This is a genomic window from Clostridium sp. CMCC3677 (assembly GCF_023845585.1).
GTDB lineage: Bacteria > Bacillota > Clostridia > Clostridiales > Clostridiaceae > Clostridium > Clostridium aquiflavi.
The window spans coordinates 50,014-75,601 of record NZ_JAMQHS010000004.1; the positions used below are offsets into that span (position 1 = coordinate 50,014).

At 26.7% G+C, this 25,588-nt stretch carries 20 protein-coding genes; 8 read left to right on the top strand and 12 right to left on the bottom strand.

Going from position 1 to position 25,588, the window contains the following annotated elements:
* Nucleotides 1-363 precede the first annotated feature (363 nt).
* The 4 genes from NG901_RS05660 to NG901_RS05675 form a co-directional block, all read right to left on the bottom strand.
* Nucleotides 364-4,917, bottom strand: a complete 4,554-nt coding sequence (locus NG901_RS05660) for a hypothetical protein (protein ID WP_252212776.1) — start codon at nt 4,915-4,917, stop codon at nt 364-366.
* Between the two features lie 319 nt (nt 4,918-5,236).
* The gene (locus tag NG901_RS05665; RefSeq protein WP_003374026.1) at nt 5,237-5,374 is read right to left on the bottom strand and encodes a hypothetical protein; all 138 of its coding nucleotides are present in this window, start codon (nt 5,372-5,374) and stop codon (nt 5,237-5,239) included.
* Between the two features lie 282 nt (nt 5,375-5,656).
* Nucleotides 5,657-6,526 carry a methionyl aminopeptidase gene (locus tag NG901_RS05670; protein WP_252212777.1) on the bottom strand — a complete coding sequence of 290 codons (870 nt, stop codon included), beginning with the start codon at nt 6,524-6,526 and terminating at the stop codon, nt 5,657-5,659.
* 257 nt (nt 6,527-6,783) lie between these two features.
* On the bottom strand, nt 6,784-8,226 hold the full coding sequence (locus NG901_RS05675; protein WP_252212778.1) for a DEAD/DEAH box helicase: 1,443 nt from the start codon (nt 8,224-8,226) through the stop codon (nt 6,784-6,786).
* A 388-nt stretch (nt 8,227-8,614) separates the two neighbouring features.
* Between NG901_RS05675 and NG901_RS05680 the strand changes: the two genes are divergently transcribed.
* A complete protein-coding gene (locus tag NG901_RS05680; RefSeq protein ID WP_252212779.1) occupies nt 8,615-9,763 on the top strand; it encodes a DEAD/DEAH box helicase in 1,149 nt (382 codons plus the stop codon).
* A gap of 110 nt (nt 9,764-9,873) precedes the next feature.
* Here the strand turns inward: NG901_RS05680 and NG901_RS05685 are convergent, their stop codons facing one another.
* Complete coding sequence (locus NG901_RS05685; protein ID WP_252212780.1) at nt 9,874-10,083, bottom strand: hypothetical protein; 210 nt, start codon at nt 10,081-10,083, stop codon at nt 9,874-9,876.
* A 200-nt stretch (nt 10,084-10,283) separates the two neighbouring features.
* Between NG901_RS05685 and NG901_RS05690 the strand changes: the two genes are divergently transcribed.
* From NG901_RS05690 to NG901_RS05700, 3 genes are all read left to right on the top strand, one after another.
* On the top strand, nt 10,284-11,192 hold the full coding sequence (locus NG901_RS05690; RefSeq protein ID WP_252212781.1) for a DMT family transporter: 909 nt from the start codon (nt 10,284-10,286) through the stop codon (nt 11,190-11,192).
* A 131-nt stretch (nt 11,193-11,323) separates the two neighbouring features.
* Nucleotides 11,324-11,878 carry a hypothetical protein gene (locus tag NG901_RS05695; RefSeq protein ID WP_252212782.1) on the top strand — a complete coding sequence of 185 codons (555 nt, stop codon included), beginning with the start codon at nt 11,324-11,326 and terminating at the stop codon, nt 11,876-11,878.
* A 223-nt stretch (nt 11,879-12,101) separates the two neighbouring features.
* Complete coding sequence (locus NG901_RS05700; protein WP_252212783.1) at nt 12,102-12,500, top strand: bacteriohemerythrin; 399 nt, start codon at nt 12,102-12,104, stop codon at nt 12,498-12,500.
* 101 nt (nt 12,501-12,601) lie between these two features.
* Here the strand turns inward: NG901_RS05700 and NG901_RS05705 are convergent, their stop codons facing one another.
* The 3 genes from NG901_RS05705 to NG901_RS05715 are packed head-to-tail and all read right to left on the bottom strand — an operon-like array spanning nt 12,602 to nt 15,223.
* Entirely contained in the window at nt 12,602-13,606 is a 1,005-nt protein-coding gene (locus NG901_RS05705; RefSeq protein WP_252212784.1) for a permease, read from the bottom strand.
* A complete protein-coding gene (locus NG901_RS05710) occupies nt 13,596-14,252 on the bottom strand; it encodes a GTP-binding protein (RefSeq protein ID WP_252212785.1) in 657 nt (218 codons plus the stop codon). Before NG901_RS05710 ends, NG901_RS05705 begins: the two co-directional genes overlap by 11 nt.
* A 14-nt stretch (nt 14,253-14,266) precedes the next feature.
* Nucleotides 14,267-15,223, bottom strand: a complete 957-nt coding sequence (locus tag NG901_RS05715; protein WP_252212786.1) for a CobW family GTP-binding protein — start codon at nt 15,221-15,223, stop codon at nt 14,267-14,269.
* Between the two features lie 181 nt (nt 15,224-15,404).
* On the opposite strand from NG901_RS05715, the gene NG901_RS05720 reads away from it, so the two are divergent.
* Complete coding sequence (locus NG901_RS05720) at nt 15,405-15,794, top strand: hypothetical protein (protein ID WP_003371490.1); 390 nt, start codon at nt 15,405-15,407, stop codon at nt 15,792-15,794.
* 305 nt (nt 15,795-16,099) lie between these two features.
* On the opposite strand, the gene NG901_RS05725 is transcribed toward NG901_RS05720, so the two are convergent.
* On the bottom strand, nt 16,100-17,467 hold the full coding sequence (locus NG901_RS05725; RefSeq protein ID WP_252212787.1) for an MATE family efflux transporter: 1,368 nt from the start codon (nt 17,465-17,467) through the stop codon (nt 16,100-16,102).
* A 252-nt stretch (nt 17,468-17,719) separates the two neighbouring features.
* Here NG901_RS05725 and NG901_RS05730 point away from each other — a divergent pair, with 252 nt between their 5' ends.
* Nucleotides 17,720-18,706 carry a radical SAM protein gene (locus tag NG901_RS05730; RefSeq protein ID WP_252212788.1) on the top strand — a complete coding sequence of 329 codons (987 nt, stop codon included), beginning with the start codon at nt 17,720-17,722 and terminating at the stop codon, nt 18,704-18,706.
* A 637-nt stretch (nt 18,707-19,343) separates the two neighbouring features.
* Here NG901_RS05730 and NG901_RS05735 read toward each other — a convergent pair.
* Nucleotides 19,344-20,708: a sugar porter family MFS transporter gene (locus NG901_RS05735; protein ID WP_252212789.1), complete on the bottom strand. Its 1,365-nt coding sequence runs from the start codon at nt 20,706-20,708 to the stop codon at nt 19,344-19,346.
* Nucleotides 20,709-20,834: 126 nt separating this feature from the next.
* On the opposite strand from NG901_RS05735, the gene NG901_RS05740 reads away from it, so the two are divergent.
* Both NG901_RS05740 and NG901_RS05745 read left to right on the top strand, forming a co-directional pair.
* Entirely contained in the window at nt 20,835-21,608 is a 774-nt protein-coding gene (locus tag NG901_RS05740) for an alpha/beta hydrolase (protein ID WP_252212790.1), read from the top strand.
* Nucleotides 21,609-21,722: 114 nt separating this feature from the next.
* On the top strand, nt 21,723-22,751 hold the full coding sequence (locus NG901_RS05745; protein WP_252212791.1) for a LacI family DNA-binding transcriptional regulator: 1,029 nt from the start codon (nt 21,723-21,725) through the stop codon (nt 22,749-22,751).
* A gap of 151 nt (nt 22,752-22,902) precedes the next feature.
* Here NG901_RS05745 and NG901_RS05750 read toward each other — a convergent pair whose 3' ends face one another.
* Nucleotides 22,903-23,937, bottom strand: a complete 1,035-nt coding sequence (locus tag NG901_RS05750; RefSeq protein WP_252212792.1) for a M42 family metallopeptidase — start codon at nt 23,935-23,937, stop codon at nt 22,903-22,905.
* A 38-nt stretch (nt 23,938-23,975) separates the two neighbouring features.
* Nucleotides 23,976-25,451 carry a leucine-rich repeat domain-containing protein gene (locus tag NG901_RS05755; RefSeq protein WP_252212793.1) on the bottom strand — a complete coding sequence of 492 codons (1,476 nt, stop codon included), beginning with the start codon at nt 25,449-25,451 and terminating at the stop codon, nt 23,976-23,978.
* Nucleotides 25,452-25,588: the final 137 nt, after the last annotated feature.

The window sequence follows — 25,588 nt, forward strand, 5'->3', positions numbered from 1 at the left end:
TTGTTTATATTGTATCTATAGGTTGTGCTACTTGAATGTTGGCCTCCCCCTTCTGCAAAGAATCAATTAGAACCATTAAACCAGTTCTTTTAGTTTGATTTTTTATTTTTCGAATTCTGCTTTTTCAACTCATCGCTAAAATCTATTTATAACTACGAAAATAATACTTGGTATTTTTTTCTATGAAAATAAACCCACAAAAATCCAAATTATGATTTTCGTGGGTTTTATGGTGGAGGTGAAGCATAACCTTTGAAATCCACCAAATCTTCTTTATACGGAATTTTTATCGCAAATTACTTTTACTACATATTTTAAGCCCCTTTATAAAACATTTTTTAATGATCATTTGTAATCTGCTCATCATCTCTCAAATATTTTTTGACTTAGCATTCTAATTGAACCAATTTGTTTCTCAAACATTAAATCCCAGATATCAAGACATTTTTTAGATACCTCAATTAATTCAGGTTCTAAAGATGTTGAAGTCTCATCATATAATCCTATAATTAACTTTGAAATTTCATCATCTATTCCCCAATACCCTATTAATTTTTCACTCTCATTAATAAGTAAATGATAACTCATTGATAAGATTATATCTTTATAATATACTATAGATTTTGAATTATTTTCAAGATAATGTACAAAAGCACTTACTATTCTATTACTTAGATTTGATTGCATAATCTCTATTAAAAATTCATTATCCCTTTCTAAATTAATCTTGTTTTGATAGAATAAATTTGATATAGGAAAATCTAAATCAAATTCACTTGTTTTAAATTTTAGTATTATCTTTTTACAAATATCGTTATATTCATCTTTATCAAAATAGATAGCTACCATTTCTAATATTGATTTCACCTGCTTTTCTGTAATACTATCTATATTATCTATTTCATGTAAAAACTCATTTTTTACTATAAACATCTCTGCTAAACTATACGAACCGATTTTAATTAATTGTTCATCTGATGATAAAAAACATTTGTTAATTATTTTTAAAACACGCTCTCTATACTTATTGTATAACAAGAAAAACATATTTTTTGAATCATGAAATCCTGCTAAACGATAATCTTGTTCATATAGAGTCAATATTTTTTCAGAAGCCCAATCTCTTTCTATATTATAAGTAGGCCATAACGCTGATAAACTTGCTAACCTTACAGCTGGATTTTCATCTTTAGTTAGTTGGTTAATTGTTTCTTTAAATTGAACATACAATCGTTTATCTTCCCAAAGTAATTTGCCAATTGCAAATGCAGCTGAACCTCTTACACAATTCAATGAGTTATCTTGTAACATTTCAAATGTTCGCATTTCCTTATCATCTTTATTAGTAACATTTGGCTTTTCCAACTCAGGGTTTATATGATTTATGGCAATATCTTTTAAAATATCTAATACTTTTTGAGACCACTTTGAATCATTTTTCATTTCAAGTATTCTACATATACTACTAGCTCTCCAAGATTTATTATCACATGGATATCTTTCTATTAACGCTTCCAATAATTCTGTTGATATATCTTTAGGTTCATTATTACTTGCTATTCCACTAAATAATGAATCTATATATTCATCCAAAATTTCTTCTTCACATCCAAGTACTAATTTAATCATTCGTTCAGGTTCTAAGATTACTGTACTACGAAAATCACTTGAGAATTCTTCGATAGAACTTTCAATAAACCCCCCAGGTACATCTTTCCAATTATGATTTTCCCTACGCTCAATTTCTTTGTTAGTTAATAGTTTAATCCAATTCTTATTACTTAATTTCTTTCCACTAATTGGTGATTTTACAAAACCACTGTGTCCAGATGAATTATCATATCTGTTGTATTTACCTTCAAATCTTCTCTTTAATACAGTCAATAATCTTTTTCCTTCTTCAGACATTCGATTGATTTGCAAACATGGTAATAGCTCTGCCTGCAAATCCCCCCAGAAGCTCCAATATACTCTTTCTCCAGTATTATTTTTATTATACTCTACTCTTCGAAAATATCTTTCTTTAGCATCTGGTGAAATATAATGTATTATTTTATTTTCCAACAATAAATAAACTTCATTACTACAACTAACTGAGTGTTTTTTTATTACATCTTTAGCTAATAATAATTTATTATCTCCACTAGTCATGTCAAAGATATTTTTATCAAAATCTTCACATAAATAATTAATTACATAATCACTATACTCTTCTGGTAAATTTAGTAATGCTGATAACATTATTTCATTAAAAATAGCAAATCCCTTTCCCATAAAGTGACTATATATCTCGAAAAATTCTTTAGGATTATTTGAAATAATCCCAGCATTAGCTTTCTTTATAATTTGTACACAAGTACGTTCCAAATTATTTTTATGTCCATATCTATTACACCATTCACTAAAACTAATCGCTTCATATGATTCACGTGGTAAATTAGGTAGCAACATTTTCACTATTTCTTTTCCATTATTCACCCAAATATCAGCTATTTCATATGCTAATTCTTCTTCATATTTATATATGTTTTTTTCTTGGCTTTTTATTTTATATTTTAATAAAAACGTAAAAAATTTAATTGTACGCATTTCACATTTTTTGAACATCTTTTTAAAGTTAAAGTACACATTCGCCATTTCAGGATATTTTTCGTATAATTGCATTCGTAAATCAAACATTTCATCCGTATCATCATTTATATTATTATTAAAACATTTAATCAATTTTTCATCATCGGATTTCGATTTTAAAATATACTTCTTAATGAATACAATGTCTTTAGAATCAAACTTTGGACTAATGCTTTTCAATAAATTAAACACTATATATTTTGTATCTTCATCTTTTATCCACTTATCAAGAATGCCATTATCTCTTAACATACTAATATAATTGCTATGACTCATAACAACATTATTTAATATATATTTACTGTATTCTTTAACTTCACAATTTTTTAAAACAAATATTCTTATTGGCTCATCTATATTTGATACCTGTCCTAATACTTCATAAAACACATGTTTCATGTAATATCTAATACTATCACTTTTTAACATCTGTTCACCAACATTAATAAAATCACGGCTATCCATTTCAACTAGATTCTGTAACAGCATCTGTACTTGATATCTTCTACTAGGTGTCTGCTTTTCCTTATCGCCTATAATATTAACTATATTTTCTCCATCATAAAATTTATCAATCATTGTTTCTGCTAAAAAATAATCTAGTATGCTTTGATGGATAAATGAGATACTCTCACCTTGTACTATTAAAAAACCATTTGATGACAAATAAAACAATGCATTCTCATTAGTTCTTAAAATTCTTTTAGATATACTTATTCTTCCCATCTTATCTAGTAATTGAACTAAATTTTCTTTAACATTAATAACATCATTTTCATTCACTCCAACAGCCATAGAATTACTTTTTAACTGCGTCCACCATTCTAAAATTAAATTGCTTGTAGTTGAACACTCATTGTAGTCCTTATCTGATGATAATTGACTCCAAATATATAAGTTACTTGGTGTCTTTAAAATGCATTTTAACTTATTGGATAATCCTAGGTACTGCTCTCCTACTACTTCTTTTACTGTATTGTCATCAAACTCATCTACAGTTATATTATTCCAAGACATTTTTAAGTTACTTTTTTCATCTGATTTAAGTAATGCTTTTATATTATTATCATTTTCAAGATCATATGTTCTACATACAAAAACTAGGGATATTTTTTTCTTTCTCTCAATATTTATTTTTATTATCTCATTAATAACTTCAGCACAAACCAATAAAGAATCTCTTGAATGTGCTTGAGTCCATCTTAATGCATCCAATTGATCAAGAATAATTACTGCTTGTTCATCTTTTGAAATACTATGTAAACAGTGAGCAGGTGACGCTGGTAATCCTAAATCTTGTCCCCATTTTTCAGCACTTCCCATAGGAATCCTTTTGTCTAGCTTAATCGCAATAACAGGTATGGTATTTTTATTACAATAATTTAATATTGCTTCAGTACAACCGCTTTTACCATTACCTGCTTTTCCATGAATAATCATTGATTCCCCCGAATCAATAATCTTTCTACATGAATCAAATTCTTTACGCTCTATTAATCTATCTTTAATTGGGAGAAAAAACTTTCTAAATTCATCATTAAGTTCGTCTATTCTTGGAGCTATTCTTTTATCTAAAGCAAGATTTTTTAATTCAATATCTTTACTTCTTAATAGTTCACATAAAAAAGTGTTTGTAATTTGTTTACCTAGAATATCTTCATCAATAATTATAGACACAAGGGTATCATAAACTCTGTCTTCATCTCCAATTAATAAATATCGAATTTTATCTAATATAAATTCTTTTAATTGAAAATCTGGTTCCTGTCTGTAAAAAGTTCTTTTTAAATAATCAATACTTTTTATAATATCCTTTTTATCCTCAATATTTAATTCCATTGCTTCAGCATAATCTGTATAAGCTTTTTTTATTTTTTGAGATTTACATATTTGATTATTATAGAAATGTTCATAATCTCCATCAGTATTATTAGCTCTATTTATCAAATCAATGATTAGGGAACATGATAATGGTGAAACCAGCGCAACTTTATTCTTCTCATTTCTATCTAGTTGCATTTTCCAGTTTACAAATATATCATGTGCTTTCATTGAACTAATTGTCCAACTTTCACTACTTCCATTTCTCCCCTTACATTGCTGCCCTTCTCGACTTCCATCTAAGTAATCTATCCATATATCTACTCCTTGTTCATCTTCTCCAAGTGCCTCTAGCGTTACTGAATATATTTTTTCTTCTAGAAGTTTTAGCATTTGATATATAACACATTTTATTTCATATCTGTTTCCACTCTTATCTGCTCTTCCACCCATTTCATATGGCACATGACTCACCTCCATTATTTCGTTATATTAATTATAGTTTATATTAGCGATTTATTGAATTATTTTACAGTAAAAATTATACTTAAATAAATTATAAAATCTAATATTTAAAACTTTATTCTCATAAGTTTCATTATTTTTTCTTCAAAAACTAGAATAACGCACTAAAATCCAAATTGTAAATTTTAATATTTTCGTGGTTTTGATTTTGGTGCTACCCGTGACAATAAAAAACACGACCATCTGTAAGTAGCTATTCAAGCCATATACAAATGGTCGTGGGTTTCATGGTGGAGGCGACCCTCCACCAATCCCCATCTTACTTATCTAATTCTTTTTCTAATGTTTTTATAAACCTAGCTACATATTTAGCTGTATGTTCTTCATCTTTCCCCTCAGGAAACATCTTATTGTTTATTAAAGCTACTATAATATCCTTGATTTGTTCATCTTCCATAAAAAAACTCCTTAATATTAATAAAGCTTTACCAAAATAAGTTCTCATATAATATATTTATACCAATGTTAAATAAATGTTCTAAGATTATTCTTATCAAAAACAAACTCTTACATAAAAAAGTGGCTACGCCACCCTTCAATGAACAATTTAAACATATATTCATAACCTTAGATTTCATCAGCCTTTCAAGCTTCAAAAATTCTATAATTTCCTATACATTAAAAAAATACCACCCTATGTTTCATAAAACACAGGATGGTATCACTAAGCATCACAAAATTATTTAGCTAATATTTCAACTCCAGTTTCAGTTATTAAAACAGTATGTTCCCATTGAGCTGATAATGAATCATCTTCTGTATATATAGTCCATTCGTTTTCTGCATCTACATATACATCATATCCACCAGCATTAACCATTGGTTCTACTGTTAATACCATTCCTGGTACTAAGACCATATCTGTACCCTTTTTACCGATATGAGGTACAAAAGGTTCTTCATGGAATTGATTCCCTACTCCATGACCACCTAAAGCTCTAACAATTGTGTAACCATTCTTATGTGCTACTTCTTGACAAGCAGCTCCAATATCACCTAAGTGACCCCATGGTTTTATTACTTTTATTCCAGCTTCCATACATTCTTTAGCTACTTCAACTAATTTCTTAGCATCTTCACTAACTTCACCTATCATAAACATTCTTGATGCATCTGAATAATATCCATTAAGAATAGTTGATACATCTACATTTACGATATCTCCATCTTTAAGTATTATCTTTTCATCTGGTATACCATGACATACTTCATTGTTGATAGAAGTACATACACTCTTAGGGAATCCTTCAAAGTTTAAAGGTGCAGGTATAGCACCGTGTTCTACTGTATAGTCATAAACTAATTTATCTATATCTAAAGTAGACATTCCTGCCTTTATCTTACTTGCAACTAAATCTAAAACTCCATTGTTAACTTCTGAGCTCTTTTTTATTCCTTCTATGTCTTCTGAACTCTTTATTACTTCTCTTGGTGGAACTATTTCACCTTTTAATCTTAAACTTTCTAACTTTTCATCAAATTCTAAATGGCATCTCTTATATTTTAATCCGCTACCACACCAGCATTTTGCATTTCTATTTGAAAACATAATTTTAAATACACCTCTTTACTAAATTAACTTTTAAAATTCCTATAATTTACTTACTAGATTATGCTACAATCACAACTTCTAAAAATAGCACACTATTATTATATATAAAAAATTTGAAAAGTGATTTTTTAACTATTTATTATTCTTTATTCAGTATAACTAAATTATACTATTTAATCAAATTATTATAATATTCCTAAGTTCAATTACTCCGTCCAACTTTGCTTATTCATAGATAAACACTTTACTTAAAGTTAACCTCTTGCTCTATCACATTTAAGCTTTTTACCTTTAATAGTAGCTGTCTTTAGTCCATTTATTACAGTCTTACCTTTTCCATTTAATATATCTACATATGAAGCTAAATCTTGAACATCTATTATTCCAATGTCTTCACCAGTTACTCCTGGTATTTTAGTTACAGCTCCAACTATATCCCCTGGACGAATTTTCTTTTTCTTACCACCATTTAGATATATCTTCATTATATCTTTATTTACAGCATTACTCTTTTCCTTTTTCTTTTTTGGTTTGCTCTTTAATACTTCCATTGCTTTTTCTGTGCAATTAATTATCTCTTCTTTGCTTGGAAGATTTTTAACTTCTAGTTTAAAACCTATGTATTCTTCAATTTCATTTAAATATCTATCTCCAGAATCTTTGCAAAAAGTTAAGGCTACTCCTTTAGCTCCTGCACGTCCTGTTCTTCCTATTCTATGTACATATGCTTCTTTTTCAACTGGAATATCATAGTTTATAACATGTGTAATTCCCTCTATATCTATACCTCTTGAAGCTATATCTGTTGCTACTAAAATTCTAAAGTCACCTCTTCTAAATTGCTCCATAGTATCAAGTCTGTCTTTTTGCATCATTCCACCATGTATCTTATTAGTTGAATAACCCTTTTTATTTAAATATTCATGTACTGTATCAACATTTTCTTTTGTTCTACAAAATACAACTGAAGTTTCTGGCATTTCAGATATAAGTATATTATTTAATAAATCTAGTTTTTCGTTATATCCCACATGATAAGCATAGTGACTTACATTATCGCTTGTTAAATTTTGAGATTTAATTGCTATATCAATTGGTCTATTCATATGTTTGTCACATAAGTTTTTTATTTCATCAGGTATAGTTGCAGAAAATAATAATGTTACTCTTTTCTTTGGTATTCTTCTTATTATAGCTTCTACTTGTTTTATGAATCCCATATTAAGCATTTCATCTGCTTCATCTATAACAAAATAATTTATCTTTGACACATCAAGGCTTCCTCTATCTATATGATCTAATACTCTACCTGGAGTACCAACAACTATATGTGTTTTTTGCTTTAATTTTCTTTCTTGATCCATTATTGATTGCTTTCCAAAAATAGGTACACAATTAATTCTTTTATATCTTCCTATATTAGATATATCTTCACTAATTTGAACTGCTAATTCTCTTGTTGGTGCTAATACTAACACTTGAGGTTTATTTTCATCCCAGTCTATTTTTTCACATAATGGAATACCAAAAGACGCTGTCTTTCCACTTCCTGTTTGAGATTTTACAACTAAATCCTTATTTCTAAGTATTTCTGGTATTGCTTTCTCTTGAACCTCTGATGGAGTCTTATATCCTAAATTATCTATTGCTTTTAGCAATTCACCACTTAACTCAAATTTATTAAATTCTTTGCTCATCCTTTAATTGTCTCCTTTATTTATCTTAATTAAACATATTTTTCTTTTGCACTATGTTTATTTTATCCCATAATTAATATAGTATTTTCAATACAAAATAATTTATTATAATCATCTTATTATGAAATAAACTATTTTTTAATTGCTTATTATAATTTTATATTAGACATAAGGTAAAATAGGACTATACTTAATTGTTAGTCTTCTTAAGTTCAATTGCTTTATCCAATTTGCTTATACATATATTAGTAATCTTTTTAAATACAGCCTAAAATTTATCTAACTCTATGATTATATACTACAAATACAAGTTTAACTAGAAAAATACATATATTAAGTATATAATTAAGCATACTAATATTTAAAAACAAAGGAGAATTTTTATAATATGACAAAATCATTAAACGATTTAAATTTAAGTTCAGATATAATAAGTGCATTAGAAAAGCAAAATATAACTGCTCCAACTGAAATTCAAAGTTTAGTTATAAATGAAGCTTTAGAAAATAAAGACATAATGGGAGAATCATTTACTGGAAGTGGTAAAACTTTAGCTTATCTTCTTCCTATATTTGAAAGAATAAATACTGAAACTAAAGATATTCAAGCAATAATTTTAGCACCAACTCATGAATTAGTTATGCAAATAGAGGCGCAAATTAAGTTGCTTTCAGATAACTCTGGAATAAACGTTAAATCACTTGGAATAATCGGTGATGTTAATATAAATAATCAAATTAAAAAGCTTAAAGAAGTTAAGCCTCATATAATAGTTGGATCAACTGGTAGAGTTCTTGATCTTATAAGAAAGAAAAAGATCACTGCTCATACTATAAAAACTATTGTTATTGATGAAGTTGACAATTTATTGGATCCAAAGAGAGCTCAAATTGTTAAAGACATAATTAAAACAACTATGAGAGATAGACAATTAATGGCCTTTTCTGCTTCTATTACTCCTGAAATAGTTGATTCATTAAAGGAATTAATGAAAGATCCTTTAATAGTTAAATCACAAGGTAAATCTTCAATTAACCCTAACATTTCACATGTGTATGTAAAATGTGATAGAAGAGATAAATTTGAAGTACTTAGAAAAATAATATCAGCTGAAGATCCAAAAAGAGCATTAATATTTGTTAATGATAATAAAGATATTGAATTAACATCTTTAAAACTTAATTATCATAATAGAGAATGTTTTGCTATGAGTGGAAGTATTTCTAAAGAAGAAAGAAAAAATGCTATTGATAGCTTTAAAACAGGTAAAATCAAAATATTAGTTTCTTCAGATGTATCTGCTAGAGGTCTTGATATTACTGATATTACTCATGTATTTAATTTAGATCTTCCATTAAAACTTGATGAGTACTTACATAGATCTGGTAGAACTGCTAGAGGTAATGCAAAAGGTACTTCTATCTGTATAGTTACTGATAAACAAATGAACATAATAAAAAAATATGAAAAAGCATTTAATGTAGAATTCCAAGAAAAAATTATTTCTAATGGAGTACTTAAAAATAAAGATAAGTAATTTATTTCTTTCATTAATTAGACTAGACTTTTAAATATAATTTATTATAAATTAAAAAGATTACTTAATACAAACCCATTAATTAAGTAATCTTTTTAATCATATTTAAATTATCTCCTATTTTTATACCAAATTATTTTATTAGTATAAAACCATACATCACCATCTTCGTATACATTTTCTTTAAGTGCTGGCACATCTTTTTCTTCAAACTCATTTAATATATTTAGATTTTTTACTGATAATTCTTCTTTTCCAAAGTATGTGACTTTTCCTGCATACACCACTCCGTCTACTGTTTTAAAAATTATATCATTCATTAATTTACCTCCCCTTTATCCCTAATAATATACTTCTATAGCAAAACTTAATATCCCTTTAAATAGAATTAAATATCCTGCAAAAAAGTTTATCAATATCCATTTTGCTTAAATTAATATCTTATTTACACAAATTTATTATTAATATATAATTTACCACATAGCAAAAAATACATAACTTAAAGGGGGACTTGATTCATATGAATAATAAAAAGTTATCATTAAACTTTTTAGCGTTTTTTACAATAGTAGTTTGGGGTACTACTTTTGTATCTACTAAAGTATTACTTAGTAATTTCACTCCAGCAGAAATAATGTTTCTTAGATTTTTAATAGCATATATTATGCTTTTACTAATTCATCCCAAATTTCATAAAATAACATCAATAAAAGAAGAATCTTTATTTTTGCTTGCTGGAATCACTGGAGGATCTTTATATTTTATTACTGAAAATTCTGCATTAATTTATTCTCTTACATCTAATGTAGCATTAATTCTTGCTACTGCTCCAATTTTAACAGCATTTATGGCACACTTTTTTTCCAAAGGAGAAAATTTAAATAAAAATTTATTTATTGGATTTATAATTGCAATTTTAGGTGTATTTTTAGTTATCTTTAATGGAAATTTTATATTAAAATTAAATCCAATTGGAGATATTTTAGCTTTATCTGCTGCATTATGTTGGGCTGTTTATTCAGTAACTTTAAAAAAAATTAGTGGTAAGTACAACTACATATATATAACTAGAAAAATATTTTTTTATGCATTATTAACTATATTGCCATTTATATTGTTTTCATCATCTAGTAATATAAATACCATGTCATTATCGCAACCAAAAATAATATTCAATTTGTTATTTCTAGGAGTAATAGCGTCTGGAATATGCTACGTTGTTTGGAATTATACAGTTGATAATTTAGGAATTATTAAAACTAATAATTACATTTATTTAATACCAGCTGTTACAATGATAGCTTCTTTCTTTATATTAAATGAAAGTCTTACTCTATACTCTACTTTTGGTGCAATATTAGTATTACTTGGGGTTTATGTTTCAGAAAATGGATTTAAACTACTTAAATTTAAGCAAAGATTACATTAAAATTTAATCTTTATTAAGATTCTATTACTTTACTTTTATTAAAAATAAATAGTGATATAATATTCTACAAAGAACAAATTTTACTATGTAAATATAGGGAAATTTTTTAATATCTTAGGAGGAAGACGCTCATGAAAAAAAAATTTATTAAATTATCAGTAATTTCACTACTATGTATTATAACATTAGTATCATGTGGAAAGCCTAATAATACTAATAACGATACTAATAACACTACTGAACAAACTCAAAATGAAAATGCTAATTCAACTCTACCAGGAAATGTTGAATCTTCTACTGCAGAAGTAAAGAAGGTTGTTAGTATAGATGATTTAAAAGATAAGGATCAAAATGCTATTAAAAAAGTTTTAGGAAATCCTAAAAGCACAGATGGTGATAAAGTTACTTATGAAAAAGATGACTATACTTTTGAAATAACTTACGTTGATTCTAAATCTGCAATTATTAAAATTATACCAATAAAAGAACTAAAATATCCTAATGATGGTATTAACATCTTAAATGTATTAGGCATTAGTGCTCAAACACCAGATGTAACTGCACCTATTGGTCTAGTTTGGAATAATAAATTTAATACTTATAAAATAACAGTAGCATCAGATGCTAGTGTAGAAAATAAACTTAGTTATATTGAAATTATATTAGATGAAAAATACGCTCAATAGTTAAAAAATGTTTTGAATTAAATATACTATAAAAACTATCGGATAATAGGTGTAATATTTATGCTTATATCCGATATTTTATGTTTATTATAAAATTCGTTCTATTTTAGAGGTATTTCATGTATATTTATACATATTCAATTTGAAACTTTTTATATTTTTATTATATAATAATATAAATATATAAATTATTATATATATTATCGAATAAAGAGGGGTACAAATGATAAAATGGGACGATAGCTATAATATTGGCATTGAGACTATAGATGAACAACACAAATATTTATTTAAACTATGTAGAGATTTAGAAATCCTACTTGCAACTCCAAATGTAATTTATAAAGTAGATGATGCAATTAAAATTGTATGTGATTTTCGAAATTATGTAACTTATCATTTCTATTATGAAGAAATGTACTTTGGCATGGTACATTATGCTTATCTAGCAGATCATATTGCTGATCATAAAGCATTTAAGAAGCAAATCTTAGATATTAATGTATCTAATTTTTATAAAGAAAACTACGATGAATTACAAACATTAATTAACTTTTTATATGGTTGGATTTTTGATCATATAACTAAGAAAGATATTACCTTAAAAACTTTAGTTGAGTAAAAGATTAAAGTGGCTGTTTTCATTAAATTCATATGAAAACAGCCATATTTTTTAACTCTACCCTTTCCCCCTCAACTTATCTTGATTAACTTCTATTATTGTTATAATCCTGCCAATAAAAATACGCTTGAAACCAATATAACAACTGATACTATTGTAATAGATAACTTTATTACAAATTCCTTTCTAAATGTTCCAAATAACATAATTAGATTTTTCATGTCTAACATAGCCCCAAATATTAAAAAGGCTACTACACTACAAAAAGGATATTGATTTAATAAATTTTTACCAATAAACGCATCAACTTCCGAACATAAAGATAATAGAAATGAAAGCAACATCATAAATATTATAGATAGCATCTTTCCATTTGATATATTATCAAATATACTGGTTGGAACCAATACTTGAAATGCAGTTGCCAAAAATGCTCCAATTATAAGGTACTTCATAATATCTAAAAATTCTTTTATAGAATGCTCTAAAAGTAATTTAAACTTATTTCCATCACATTTCATCATTCCATTATCATTACATCCGCAATTACAATATGATTTATTGTCTATTAATCTGTCCATCAATAAATATTGTCTTCTGCCTTGAAGCAAGGTCATTATAACTCCTATAAGAATTGCTCCAACAAATCCGCCCACCGTTCTTGCTATTACCATAGATATGTTATCATTAAACGCTGTATATGTTGACATTATTACAATTGGATTTATTAAAGGCACAGCCATCATAAATGTCATTGCAAATCCAAGAGGCACTCCTTTTTTAATTAAGGCTCTTGTTATAGGAATTATTGCACATTCACATATTGGAAATATAAGACCTATTAATGCTGCACCAAAATATCCTACAATATTATTTTTAGGAATACACTTACGTATAGTTTCATTTGATATATATATTTGCATCACACCTGAAATTATCGCTCCTAAAACAATAAAAGGAGTTGAATCCATCATTATGTCTATAAATGTACTAAAAAATTTTTCCATTATATTTTTATCATACATATCTAATTTATATAATCCTATAATAATTAAAAATATGATAAATGATATTATTAAAAAATTTCTATTTTTTTTATTTTTCACTCTCTTTTCTCCTTAAATGTTTTGTGGAATTATTTATCTTAACTTTTATCTTTTTAAAAAAAGTATTATCTAATATTTGACTTTCTCTAAGCAATGAATTAAATCCCCCTTTATTTTCTGATTCCAATATATATGCTGATGGATTTATATTTTTTAACATATTTTTAGTACTTTCTATATCTTCTTTATTACAATTCTTAGTATTATTCAAAATCATTAAATTTGAAAGTTCAATAAATGGAACTAAAAAGTTACCCATATTTTGCACATATGATCTTAAACTTTTAGTATCACCAATAAAATATATCCTATCTAAACTAATGTTATTTTTATATATCTTTTTATCTATTATTTTAAATAAATCTTCTAAATTGTAAGTTCCATTAAATTCAATTATTATTCTATTAGGAGAATACTCTCTTATTAAACCAATCATATCTTCGCTTAGTTTCTTTAAATCACTTTGTTTATAAATTGTTACTAAACCATAATCTAAAACTTCGTCAGATATTTTGTTTTCTCCATTTTCTAATTGTATTACTATTATTTTTTCACCTTTTACATAACTTTCTTTTATCAAAGAATTTATAAAACTTGTTTTCCCGGCTCCTAAAAATCCTGTAACTATTTCAACTTGAATTTTCATTTTAATATCCCACCTTAACTAAATAAACGAATCAGTTCTTTTTTATTTAAATTACTTCCTATTATAGAAATAACTTTTTTATTAGCCCATTTTATTTTTCTTCCTTGAAATTCATTTGGTACATAATCAAATTGATAATATCCACCATTTATAACTTCAACAATTCCTTTTGCTCTTATTACATTTCCATATTCTTTGTTTTGTTCTATTATTTTAAATTTACTTTCTAATTCTTCTTCACTAATTTTATTATTCAAATCTATAGGATAACTTTCAAAAACATCTTTTGCAGAATGATTATGTTCTTTTCTAAAAGAAGCATGTTTAGCTATTTTATTTATTATAAATTCATTCTTGTTGTATAATGCTTTGTCATCAACCCCTACTATTTTATTTATTTCTTTTATATCCCTATCTAACAAAGATTTACTTACTATTTTTGCAGTACTATTTATCTTCCTAATAGAGCTAATTACTTTTTTTAGTTCTTCTTTGCCTATTAACTCTGTTCTACTAAAAACCAAAACTTTTGCTTTTTTTATTTGGTCCTTATAAAATTCATCAAAATTATTTAAATACATGTCATACCTTTGCGCATCTATTACTGTAATTACTCTATTTATTGAAAATTTTTCTTTATATTCATCTTTATTTAAAAGATTTAATATTTCACTTAATTTTGCTACACCTGAAGGTTCAATTATAATATTTTTAGGATTATATTTTTCTATTATTTCTAACACAGATTCTATAAAATCACCTGTTACTTGGCAACAAATACATCCTGAATTTATTTCTTTTATTTCTATATTTCTTTCCTTTAATATAGTTCCATCTATTCCAACTTCACCAAATTCATTTTCTATTATTACTGTATTTTCATCATAAACCTTGTTAGCTAACAAACTTTTAATAAGCATTGTTTTACCGGCTCCTAAAAATCCTGAAAATATATCTATTTTACTTACCATAAATTTTACCCCTCCTTATACTCCTATATATTTATTTATAATTAAATCAATGTAAATATTACTTAATTTTAAATATTTTTTCTTTCTATTAATAATTATTGATAAAATTCTAAAATTATGTTATTTTTAATTAAGGTATGTTACACTAACGTTTGATTTAATACAATTAGGGAGTGATTATATGTATGATGTAGATGATTTTTTTAATCATCCAGAACACAGGATGTATATAAAATATGAACCTTTTTATCTTACACCTAAAATATTTTATTTTTTATGTGAAGCCAAGAGTATTTATAATATGATTGAAGCAGCTAAATCTAATAGACCTGCTCTTGAAGGTGTAATTCCAGAAATTGAAGATTTTTTTGAAGCTGGAATGCCTGAAGATATGTTTAAACAAATGATTGGACGTATGGTTAAATTTATTCTTAGAGATTTTGGGTGTTTTCCACTTGAAAAAATCCCTACTCTTAAAAGAAAAAATACTATATTTAAATCTGGATTAAAATACACTTATGATGAATCTAGAGCTAGAAGAAAAATTAAAGTTCATTATGAAATAGTATAATAATGCTATGTTTTAGTATGGTGTTTATCTATGCATAAGCAAAGCTGGACTGAATAATTGTACTTAGGAATACTAAAAATGAGTATAGTCCCATTTTAGCTTGCTCCCAATATAAAATTGAGACAAGCAGTAAATGGGACAATACTCATTAAGTATTCTCAAAGTCCAATTATAATGCCACTTTTCCTATTGCATATATAGACATAAATTTAAAACATAGTAACAGAATAAGTGAATAACACTTTCTAAAAATATATGTTTTAAAATTCTAATATAGATTTTTTCCGCAACTTTTTACTATCACTTTAAACTAGTATTTCTTCTCTATACAATTTTCTTTTCCTTAATAAATATAGATATATAGTTAATAATACTGTTCCTTTTAAAATACTACTTATACTTATGCTCCACCATATTCCGTCTAAGCCAAGCACATTTGGATTGCATAAAAAATATGAAGCTGGTACTCTAGCCCCTGTTAGTAATATTCCTATGATTGATGGTATGTATGTACGTCCAAGTCCATTAAATGCACCTGTTATTGTAATCTCTATACACATAAATAATTGTGAATAACCTAGTATTCTTAAATATACAGTACCTTGCTCAACTGCTTCTGGATCATTTAAGAAAAATGAAAATACATATTCTCCTCCTAGTATTAATAAAAGAGAAGCAAGTATTCCTATAATCACAGCCATAACCATAGTAACTTTTACACCCTTATTTATTCTATTATACCTTTTACTTCCGTAATTTTGTCCAACAAAAGTTCCAAGTGCAGTAGAAAACCCACCTGCTGTCATCCATGATATAGCTTCTATTTGTGAACCTACTTTTTGAACAGCTATGGGTACGGGTCCAAATACTGCTATTATTCTTCCTATACACATAGAGAATATAGTAAATAATCCATTTTGTATTCCTCCAGGTAATCCTATATTACAAAGCACCTTTATATAATCCATTCTAGGTCTTGTAAATACATTTACCTTTAAATACTCTTCTTTACCTTTAATCATAACAAATATGAAACTTAAACTTACTATTACTTGAGCAATTACTGTTGCAATAGCCGCTCCTGCTACCCCCATCTTTGGAAATGGTCCTATTCCTAATATTAAAACTGGATCAAAAACCATGTTAAATGCAAGTCCTATAGTATTTATTACAAATGGTGTTTTACTGCTTCCAGCACCATTGAATATTGCAGTAAACACTGGATTTATAAAATAAAATATCATTCCCATTGCTACAATGACCAAGTATGTTTTAGACATTGAAATTACTTCTGTATCACCTAAGTTAAAGAATCCTATAAGTTTATCGCTAAATATTAATAAAATTAATGTATATAAAATTGAAAGTACTACATTTATTTGAATAGCACTTACTATGTACGACTTTACTTTCCTTAAATTATGCTCTCCCATCTTTTGTGCAACTTTTATCTCTGCTCCTGTTTTTGAAATCATAATAAAGGCCATGGCAAGCCAACTATAAAACCCTGCCGTTCCAACTCCAGCAACAGCTTTACTTCCTACTTTTCCTATCCATATCATATCCGTCATATTGTATGCCATTTGTATAAAAGAAGTTCCCATAATAGGCAAAGCCAGTTTTACAAGTTTGGATACAATCTTACCTTCTGTTAGATCAATTCTTTTTTCCACATTAATCTCCCTCCTTTTTTAATTTTAACTATAAATTTAAACATTTATTATATTTTTAATATATAACGATTTTAAAGTCTCAAAATTAGAAATAAAATCTAATCTGAGACTTAGTCAAAATCTTATTGTACTTAAATTATTATATAAGAATCTAAGCATATGTCAAAAATATTTTTTAAAGTTAGCATATTTTAAAGTTTTATAAATATATCTATAAATGTATTAATAGAAAATTTAGGGGATGTTGCAAATATGAATTTCAGTGGATATATGAAAAATTCTACTAAAAATATTGTAATTTCAAAAGTATGTTCACTTTTAGAAAAGAATCCTTCAAAAAATATGGATAAATTATTTAATTTATCTATTAAACTTATAAAAGATAATGAAAATAAAAAAAAGATAAAAAGTGCTTATAATTATTATAATGATACTCCTTTAGTTAAAAATTTCATTGAAAATATATTGTTAAACATAAATCCTAATTTTTTAAAAAAGTTCACTATAAATTTTTTCGATTATGTTTTTGATAACAGTGCTCATAGCTCTTTCCCATTCTTTGTTATAAATTTATCACCTGAAAATAATATTAATCAGCTTACATATAGTGATGTTGACACTATTTTAACAAAAGTCAAAGAAAATAAAATATATTATGTTTTTATAATTGCTAAAGAGCCCTTCTCCATGGACTTCTTATTTAATATTTATAAGAAATATCCTAATATATTATTTATACCTTTTACAAATGGAGAAATGTTTAGTCCTATAATTTGCAATAGATTATATTCAACCTGTAATGTTATACCTATAATTTCTCTTGATGGATTTAAGGATGAAACAGATTATCAGCGTGGAATCGGAACTTTTGATAAAATTATGTTTAACATGGATTTACTTAAAGAAAACTCAATACCCTTTGGAATATCATCAAATATTTCATTTAATAATATAGATATTATAACTTCTAATAATTTTACTGACATGCTATTAAATAAAGGAGCATTTATAAACTTTTATTTTTATGATTCTATAATAAATGAAAGAAAACAAAAATTAGAACTTTATGCAAAGATGAAAAATTTTAAAATAAATACATCCTGTTTTCCTTTAGATTTTCTTGATAACTCTATAAATTCAAAAATTCTTATAGATAAAAATAGTCTCTATAAAAATGAAATCAAACTAAAATTTAATAATATGAAATATTGTTTTGAATCTTGTTCTTTAAGGATTTGAAATTGATACTATGTTTTAGCAGTGTGTTGATATATGCATAAGCAAAGTGGACTGAGTAATTAAACTTAGGAATACTAAAAATGAGTATAGTCCCATTTTAGCTTGCTCCCAATATAAAATTGAGACAAGCAGTAAATGTGACAATACTCATTGAGGATTCTCAAAGTCCAATTACAATGCCACTTTCCCTATTGCATATATAGACACAGATTTAAGACATATTCAAAAGTTAAATATAAAAACAATTAGAACCCTATTTCTAGAGTTCTAATTGTTTTTATATTGAAAATTTATTTTTTGTATTACAAAATGGACATTTAACAATTGCTTCATAATTAGTTATTGTTCCGTTACTTCCTATAGTTTCACCTATGGCTATTACCTCTTGCGCTTGCATACCCTCTCTTTTTATTGTAGCTGTCCTCTCACCATAAATTATGCAATATTATGGCATGCATTGCATTTGTTTTCTTTATTGACCACCTTCAAATTTACCACTCCTCTCATATAATTTTATTATATAAGACATGGTAAAATTCCTTCTATCTTTTACAAATAATCATGTTTCTCAAAAACTTTATTTCTCGAATCTAAAATACTATATAAATTCTATTTCTTTAAAAAACATATTTTAATTTTATCCCCAAATTTGTTCTATTTCTTCTAGTGATTTGTCTTTTGTTTCTGGAAGTGCTACCCATGTATAAAGGAAAGCAATAATGCACATTATTCCAAAGAAACTAAATGTTATTCCACCTCCAAAATTAGATAAAATAATTGGAAATAATTGTGATATCAACCAATTTGCTACCCACATAAAAAATGTTGCAATAGACATTGCTCTTCCTCGAACTTGATTTGGAAAAATCTCACCAAGAATAACCCATACAACTGGTCCCATAGAAACATTAAACAAAAATAAGTATAATACAATGAATATACTTGTTAATATTCCTAAATTTAAATTAAAATGTAGTGAAATACCAACAAGACCTTGCATACAAGCCATTCCTAAACTACCAATCATTAAAAGTTTTTTACGACCAATCTTATCAACAAGCCACATAGAACAAACTACACCAGAAAAGGCTGCTATACCTATCATAGAAATAGTAAGAGTTCCCATGTCTCCATTTGCACCAGCTGCTTTAAATACTTGTGGAGCATAGTAAATAATAACATTTATACCCACTAATTGTTGCAATACAGCTAAAATAATGCCTACTCTAAGTGCTTTCTTTACTCCAGGAGATTTAAAATCAGTCCATGAATTTCTTTTATTAACTTTAATTGAATTTTCAATATTAATAAGTTCTCTATTAGCTTCTACTTTTCCATTAATTTTTTCTAAAATAGTTTTAGCTTCTTCACTTCTCCCTTTAAATATTAACCATCTTGGACTTTCTGGTATTGGCAATAAAATAATAAGATATAATATTGCAGGAACACCAGCTAGTCCTAAAATTAAACGCCATCCTACATTAATTTTCCACATATGATCAGCACCATTCATTATTGCCGCATTAATAAAGTAAACAGATACAATCCCAATAGCACAAGCAAATTGATAAATTGAACCTAATCGTCCTCTCATATGAGAAGGAGCAACTTCAGAAATATATGTAACTGATAATACAGAAGCCATTCCAATACCTAAGCCCCCAACTAATCTTGCTAAAATAATAATTATTACATTAGGTGCAAAAGCTTGAATAATTGAAGATACCCCAAATAATATTGCTGAAATTGCTAGTACCTTTTTACGACCCATCCAATCACTAAAAGAACCAGAAATTAATACTCCAATAGCTCCACCTATTAAAATACTTGAAACCACAAATCCAACCATTGCACTACTAAATTGAAATTTAGCTTGAATCGATTCAATTGCCCCAGAAATAACAGCTGAATCATATCCATATAATAGCCCACCAAATGCAGCTGCTATACAGATAAAGATAATAAAAATAGTAGATCCCTTTTCCTTTTTAATTTTGTTCATAATTATCCTCCTTTATTTTTTCCTCAAACGTTTAACGTATAACGTTTACTTTTTATAATGTTTATGATAAACTATAAAAGAAATTAATACAAGTGTTTTTTAAATAATTAAAAGGAGTTGTTTTTTATGGCATTAATTACATGTAATTTTTATTCAGATGTTTTAGAGATTTCTACTACATCAATAGTTATAATACCAGAACAAAAAAAAGAAGATGGGAAAGTAGGCGAAGTAGATATTCTAAAAAAATATCCAACACTTTGGTTATTACACGGACTTTCTGATGATGCTAGTGCATGGACTAGGCACTCATCTATCGAACGTTATGCAAATGAACGTGGTATTGCAGTGGTTATGCCACAAGTTCATCGTAGTTTTTATACAGATATGTGCTATGGAAGTAGCTATTGGACATTCTTAACAATAGAATTGCCTAAAAAAATGCGTCATTTCTTTCCATTATCTTGCCAAAGAGAAGATAATTTTGTGGCTGGTTTGTCTATGGGTGGATATGGAGCTTATAAATGGGCTTTCAATCATCCAAATTTTTTCTCAGCTACCGCTTCCCTTTCTGGTGTAGTTGATATTAAAAATTTCCCTAATAATAAAGATGTACAAATGAAAGATTTTGATTTAATTTATGGGAACCATAAAATTGAAGGTACTAAAAATGATTTATATTATTTAATAAGAGAAGAAAATATAGAAGCTCTTTCTCATTTAAATGTCTATCAATGTTGTGGCACAGAAGATTTTTTATATGAAGATAATATTAAATTCCGCGACAATATAAAACATAAATTACCTAACTATATTTATTCTGAAGGACCTGGTTCACATGAATGGAATTTCTGGGATTATCAAATTAAAAAAATCATAAATTGGTTACCTTTAAAATAAACAATAAAAAAGAATTTTAGCATTTCACAAAAAATAATGGTATAGTTACTATATATTAAAACTGTCTCCTAAGACATTTAACATATTAATATATAGAAAGAGAGCCAATTATGTATGAATAAAAAAGTTACTATTAGTGAAGTTGCTAAAGCTGCTAATGTTTCTGTTGCAACTGTTTCGCGAATTTTAAACAAAAAAGATGGAAATATAAAAATTAGTGAAAAGACCAAAACAAAAGTACTTGATATAGCAAACTCTTTAGGATATCAACAAAACCCTTTTGCATCTGCTTTGCGTACAAAAAATACAGGTGTATTAGGGGTAATTGTAAGAGATATTACAGATCCGTTGTTATCTAAAATTGTAAAAGAAGTTCAAAATTATGTACATGAAAAAAACTTAGAATTATTTATTGGTCATACTAATTATCAGTACGAAACAGCCAAACGACAATTAAATGCTATGATAAATTACTTATTTGATGGATTAATAATACTTGATAATCTTTCTGAAAATGATTTATTTATACAAAATATAAAAAAACAAGGGGTTCCTTTTGTTGCTATAATGGGTGATATTGAAAATTATATTAGTCCTGTCATTCGTACAGATGAAAAAGAAGGGATTAAAATGGCATTAAACCATTTAATTACATTAAATCATGAAAATATTGGTTATATAGGCAATCAACTTTTAGGAGTTAGACATAGATTCAATTATTTTAAAGAAGAAATTGAAGCATTGAAACTTCCATCAAATCCAAAAACATGGCAAAATAAAATAAAAACAAAGTCAATGATTACAGATTACCTAATAAACATTCAACAACTATCTTGTCCACCTACAGCTATTGTTTGTGCAACTGATAAATTAGCTTTACAAACAATTAGCAGTGCACAACAACTCGGAATTAAAATTCCAGAAGATTTGTCAATTATGGGATTTGATGACATCGAAGAAGCATCAGAGTATTTTCCATCTTTAACTACCATCCATCAATCCGTTTCTGAAATAAGTGCTGCTGCAATTGAGCAATTAATTTCTATGATACAAAACAAAAGCCAAGAATATGTTAAAGAACAAATAATTCAACCTAAATTAATAATTCGTTCTTCAACGTCTATTAATAATCATAAAAAATAAATTCAAAAATCATATATATGATTTTAAATCGGATACATTAAAAATATGATTTTTTTAGCATCCAAATATAACATATTGATTATTCTCAAAAATCAAAAAAGCTGTTTCAAATTAAATAAAAAATTTGAAACAGCTTTACATTTAAATATAATTATTGCTTAGTTAAATATAAATATAATAATTTTATTGTATTCTCAAATGCATTATAATGAGTTCTTTCCATTCCATGTGACGCATGAACTCCTGGTCCTATAAGGGCTCCTCTTATATCATTTCCGCCCTTAAGTGCTGCTCCTACATCTGATCCATACATTGGATAAATATCTACTGCATAATTTATGTCGTTTTCCTTAGCTAAATTAACTAGATTTGTTGTTATATTATAATCGTAGGGGCCGCCAGAATCCTTTGCACATATTGAAACATCATATTCTGTGCAATTCAAATCATCACCTATACATCCCATATCTACAGCTATCATTTCTGTTATATCCTTGGGAATATATGATGAACCATGTCCAACTTCCTCATAAACTGAAATAAATATCTTAGTTGTAAATTTAGGAGTTATCTTTTCTCTATTGAATAGTTCAAGTAATCCCATTAAACAAGATACACTACCTTTATCATCTATAAATCTTGACTTTATAAATCCACTTTCTGTTATTGTTGTTTTAGGATCAATAAATACAAAATCACCTGCACAAATTCCTAACTTTTCAACATCTTCTTTAGATTTTACTACCTCATCTATTCTTATTTCCATATTTTTAGGTTCACGTGTTTTGCTTGAGCTATCTTCAAAAACATGAGCTGCAGGACTTGTGCTTAAAAATGTACCGTTATAAAGCTTTCCTTCTCTAGTTCTTATGATGCAATATTCTCCATCTAACGTTGGAACTATTGGACCTCCAAGCAAAGTAAATTTTAATTTTCCATCACTTGTTATTGATCTAACCATTGCGCCCAAAGTATCTACATGAGCTGATAATCCTATTACTTCATTATTAGATTCACCTTTTACAGTTATTATTCCACAACCTTTTCTTGTTGTTTCAAATTCATATCCAAAACCTTTAGCAATTTCTTCAATCTTTTTCATTATGTCAAAACAAAATCCAGTTGGACTATTAAATTCTAATATTTCTTTTGCTGTTTTTAAAATATATTCTTTATTAATATTCATAAAATTCTCTCCTTTTCTACCAAAATAAAACTAAAATTTTAGTATGGATAATAATAGAAATATATTGCTCTATCAGTAGAGTATGTTGAATCGTCATTATATACATTTCTTATATGGAATATTTCATTATCAAATTTATCTCTTTGATTATCTACTATATAAGCATATTGATTATCTCTCCATCCCATAAATAAATACACATGAGTATGACCATTAGTATATAAAATATCCCCTGGTTTTAATTGTGTGAAATCACTTGATGCTATAAATCCTTTTTCTTTTAATAATCCTTCTAATTCGTAAGTATTACAAGTTTGCTCTGGTAACCAAACACCACTTCTTCTTAAAACTTCTGATAAGAAATATACGCAATTATTGCTTGTCTCTCCTCCATGAAGTTCTACAGCTTTATTATGAACGCTTAATTGATTACTAGGATTTGTCATATACTTAAATGCATTAAGTTGAACATTAGAATGAGAATAATTACTAGATGTATTTACAGTTTCTCCATTAGGCTGAACATATGTATTATCATCAATCCATGTATTTTTAATTAGTGCTCCATTAGAATAAAATCTATATTTTTTACCATCTATAGTAATTTCTTTTCCAGATACCATAATACCATTTTGATCTAAATAATACCTATTATTGCCTTCATCTAACCAACCGCTAAGCATTATTCCACTACTATCAAAATAATAATATTGATTATCTATTTTTGTCCAAGCAGTAGCCATTTCTCCGTTAGAATTTAAATAATATTTTTTTGAATTCACTTCTATAAATCCTGTTAACATTTCACCATTTTCATTAAAGTAATACTTCTTGCCATTAATTACTTTCCATGTGTTTTTTATTAACTCTCCAGAAGTGTCATAATAAAACCACTTCTCTGATTCTTTTTGCCAACCAATTTTTAATGTACCATCTTCATTAAAGTTATATGTTTTACCATTAACTTTTATAGTTTCTTTAACTCTATCACCATGTCTGTCTAAGTATGTCCACTTTCCCTTTAAAAAATGCAATCCTTCTTTTAATCTTACTTCATTGCTTTCAACATCAACATATTGATATTCACCTTTAATTATCTTTTCTTCAAATTTTTCTGGTAATTCTCTAAACTTATTGTCACCTAAATCTATATATGTTAATTTAGTTAATTCTGTTATATTATCAGGAATTTTAGTCAATTTACAATAGTTTAAATTTAAATACTCTAAGTTTTTCATTAAACCTATTGTTTCTGGTAATTCCCCTTCTAATCTTTTGTAATGCAAATCCAATTTCTTAATCTTTAAAAAATCTTCTTTTGTAAGTTCATTAAATTTCTTATTAAGCTCATCTGCCACTTCCATGTTAAGCCAATTTCTTTCAGGCTCAAATTTCTCTTCTTCAGAAATTTCTATTTTAGTATTTGCATTATTATCATATGCAAATGCTTGTACACTTCCACTACATATCGTCATTAATACTGCAGTTCCTATTACAATTAATTTCTTTTTCATTTACGTTTCCCCCTTAATCATCCTTGTAAATTGTACCATTTAATAATACAACAAATAAACTCTAAAAAGGGACTATATTATTAAAAATTGTAAAAATTAATAGAAATTTAATTATTATTCTATATTTTTATTTTTTC

What these genes read in the sequence shown, in the direction of transcription:
- NG901_RS05720 (WP_003371490.1), top strand. Translation starts at nt 15,405, where the DNA reads ATGTATGATGTAGATGATTTTTTTAATCATCCAGAACACAGGATGTAT.
- NG901_RS05710 (WP_252212785.1), bottom strand. Translation starts at nt 14,252, where the DNA reads ATGAAAATTCAAGTTGAAATAGTTACAGGATTTTTAGGAGCCGGGAAA.
- NG901_RS05675 (WP_252212778.1), bottom strand. Translation starts at nt 8,226, where the DNA reads ATGAGCAAAGAATTTAATAAATTTGAGTTAAGTGGTGAATTGCTAAAA.
- NG901_RS05715 (WP_252212786.1), bottom strand. Translation starts at nt 15,223, where the DNA reads ATGGTAAGTAAAATAGATATATTTTCAGGATTTTTAGGAGCCGGTAAA.
- NG901_RS05695 (WP_252212782.1), top strand. Translation starts at nt 11,324, where the DNA reads ATGAAAAAAAAATTTATTAAATTATCAGTAATTTCACTACTATGTATT.
- NG901_RS05750 (WP_252212792.1), bottom strand. Translation starts at nt 23,937, where the DNA reads ATGAATATTAATAAAGAATATATTTTAAAAACAGCAAAAGAAATATTA.
- NG901_RS05745 (WP_252212791.1), top strand. Translation starts at nt 21,723, where the DNA reads ATGAATAAAAAAGTTACTATTAGTGAAGTTGCTAAAGCTGCTAATGTT.
- NG901_RS05735 (WP_252212789.1), bottom strand. Translation starts at nt 20,708, where the DNA reads ATGAACAAAATTAAAAAGGAAAAGGGATCTACTATTTTTATTATCTTT.
- NG901_RS05670 (WP_252212777.1), bottom strand. Translation starts at nt 6,526, where the DNA reads ATGTTTTCAAATAGAAATGCAAAATGCTGGTGTGGTAGCGGATTAAAA.
- NG901_RS05700 (WP_252212783.1), top strand. Translation starts at nt 12,102, where the DNA reads ATGATAAAATGGGACGATAGCTATAATATTGGCATTGAGACTATAGAT.
- NG901_RS05740 (WP_252212790.1), top strand. Translation starts at nt 20,835, where the DNA reads ATGGCATTAATTACATGTAATTTTTATTCAGATGTTTTAGAGATTTCT.
- NG901_RS05755 (WP_252212793.1), bottom strand. Translation starts at nt 25,451, where the DNA reads ATGAAAAAGAAATTAATTGTAATAGGAACTGCAGTATTAATGACGATA.
- NG901_RS05730 (WP_252212788.1), top strand. Translation starts at nt 17,720, where the DNA reads ATGAATTTCAGTGGATATATGAAAAATTCTACTAAAAATATTGTAATT.
- NG901_RS05665 (WP_003374026.1), bottom strand. Translation starts at nt 5,374, where the DNA reads ATGGAAGATGAACAAATCAAGGATATTATAGTAGCTTTAATAAACAAT.
- NG901_RS05680 (WP_252212779.1), top strand. Translation starts at nt 8,615, where the DNA reads ATGACAAAATCATTAAACGATTTAAATTTAAGTTCAGATATAATAAGT.
- NG901_RS05685 (WP_252212780.1), bottom strand. Translation starts at nt 10,083, where the DNA reads ATGAATGATATAATTTTTAAAACAGTAGACGGAGTGGTGTATGCAGGA.
- NG901_RS05690 (WP_252212781.1), top strand. Translation starts at nt 10,284, where the DNA reads ATGAATAATAAAAAGTTATCATTAAACTTTTTAGCGTTTTTTACAATA.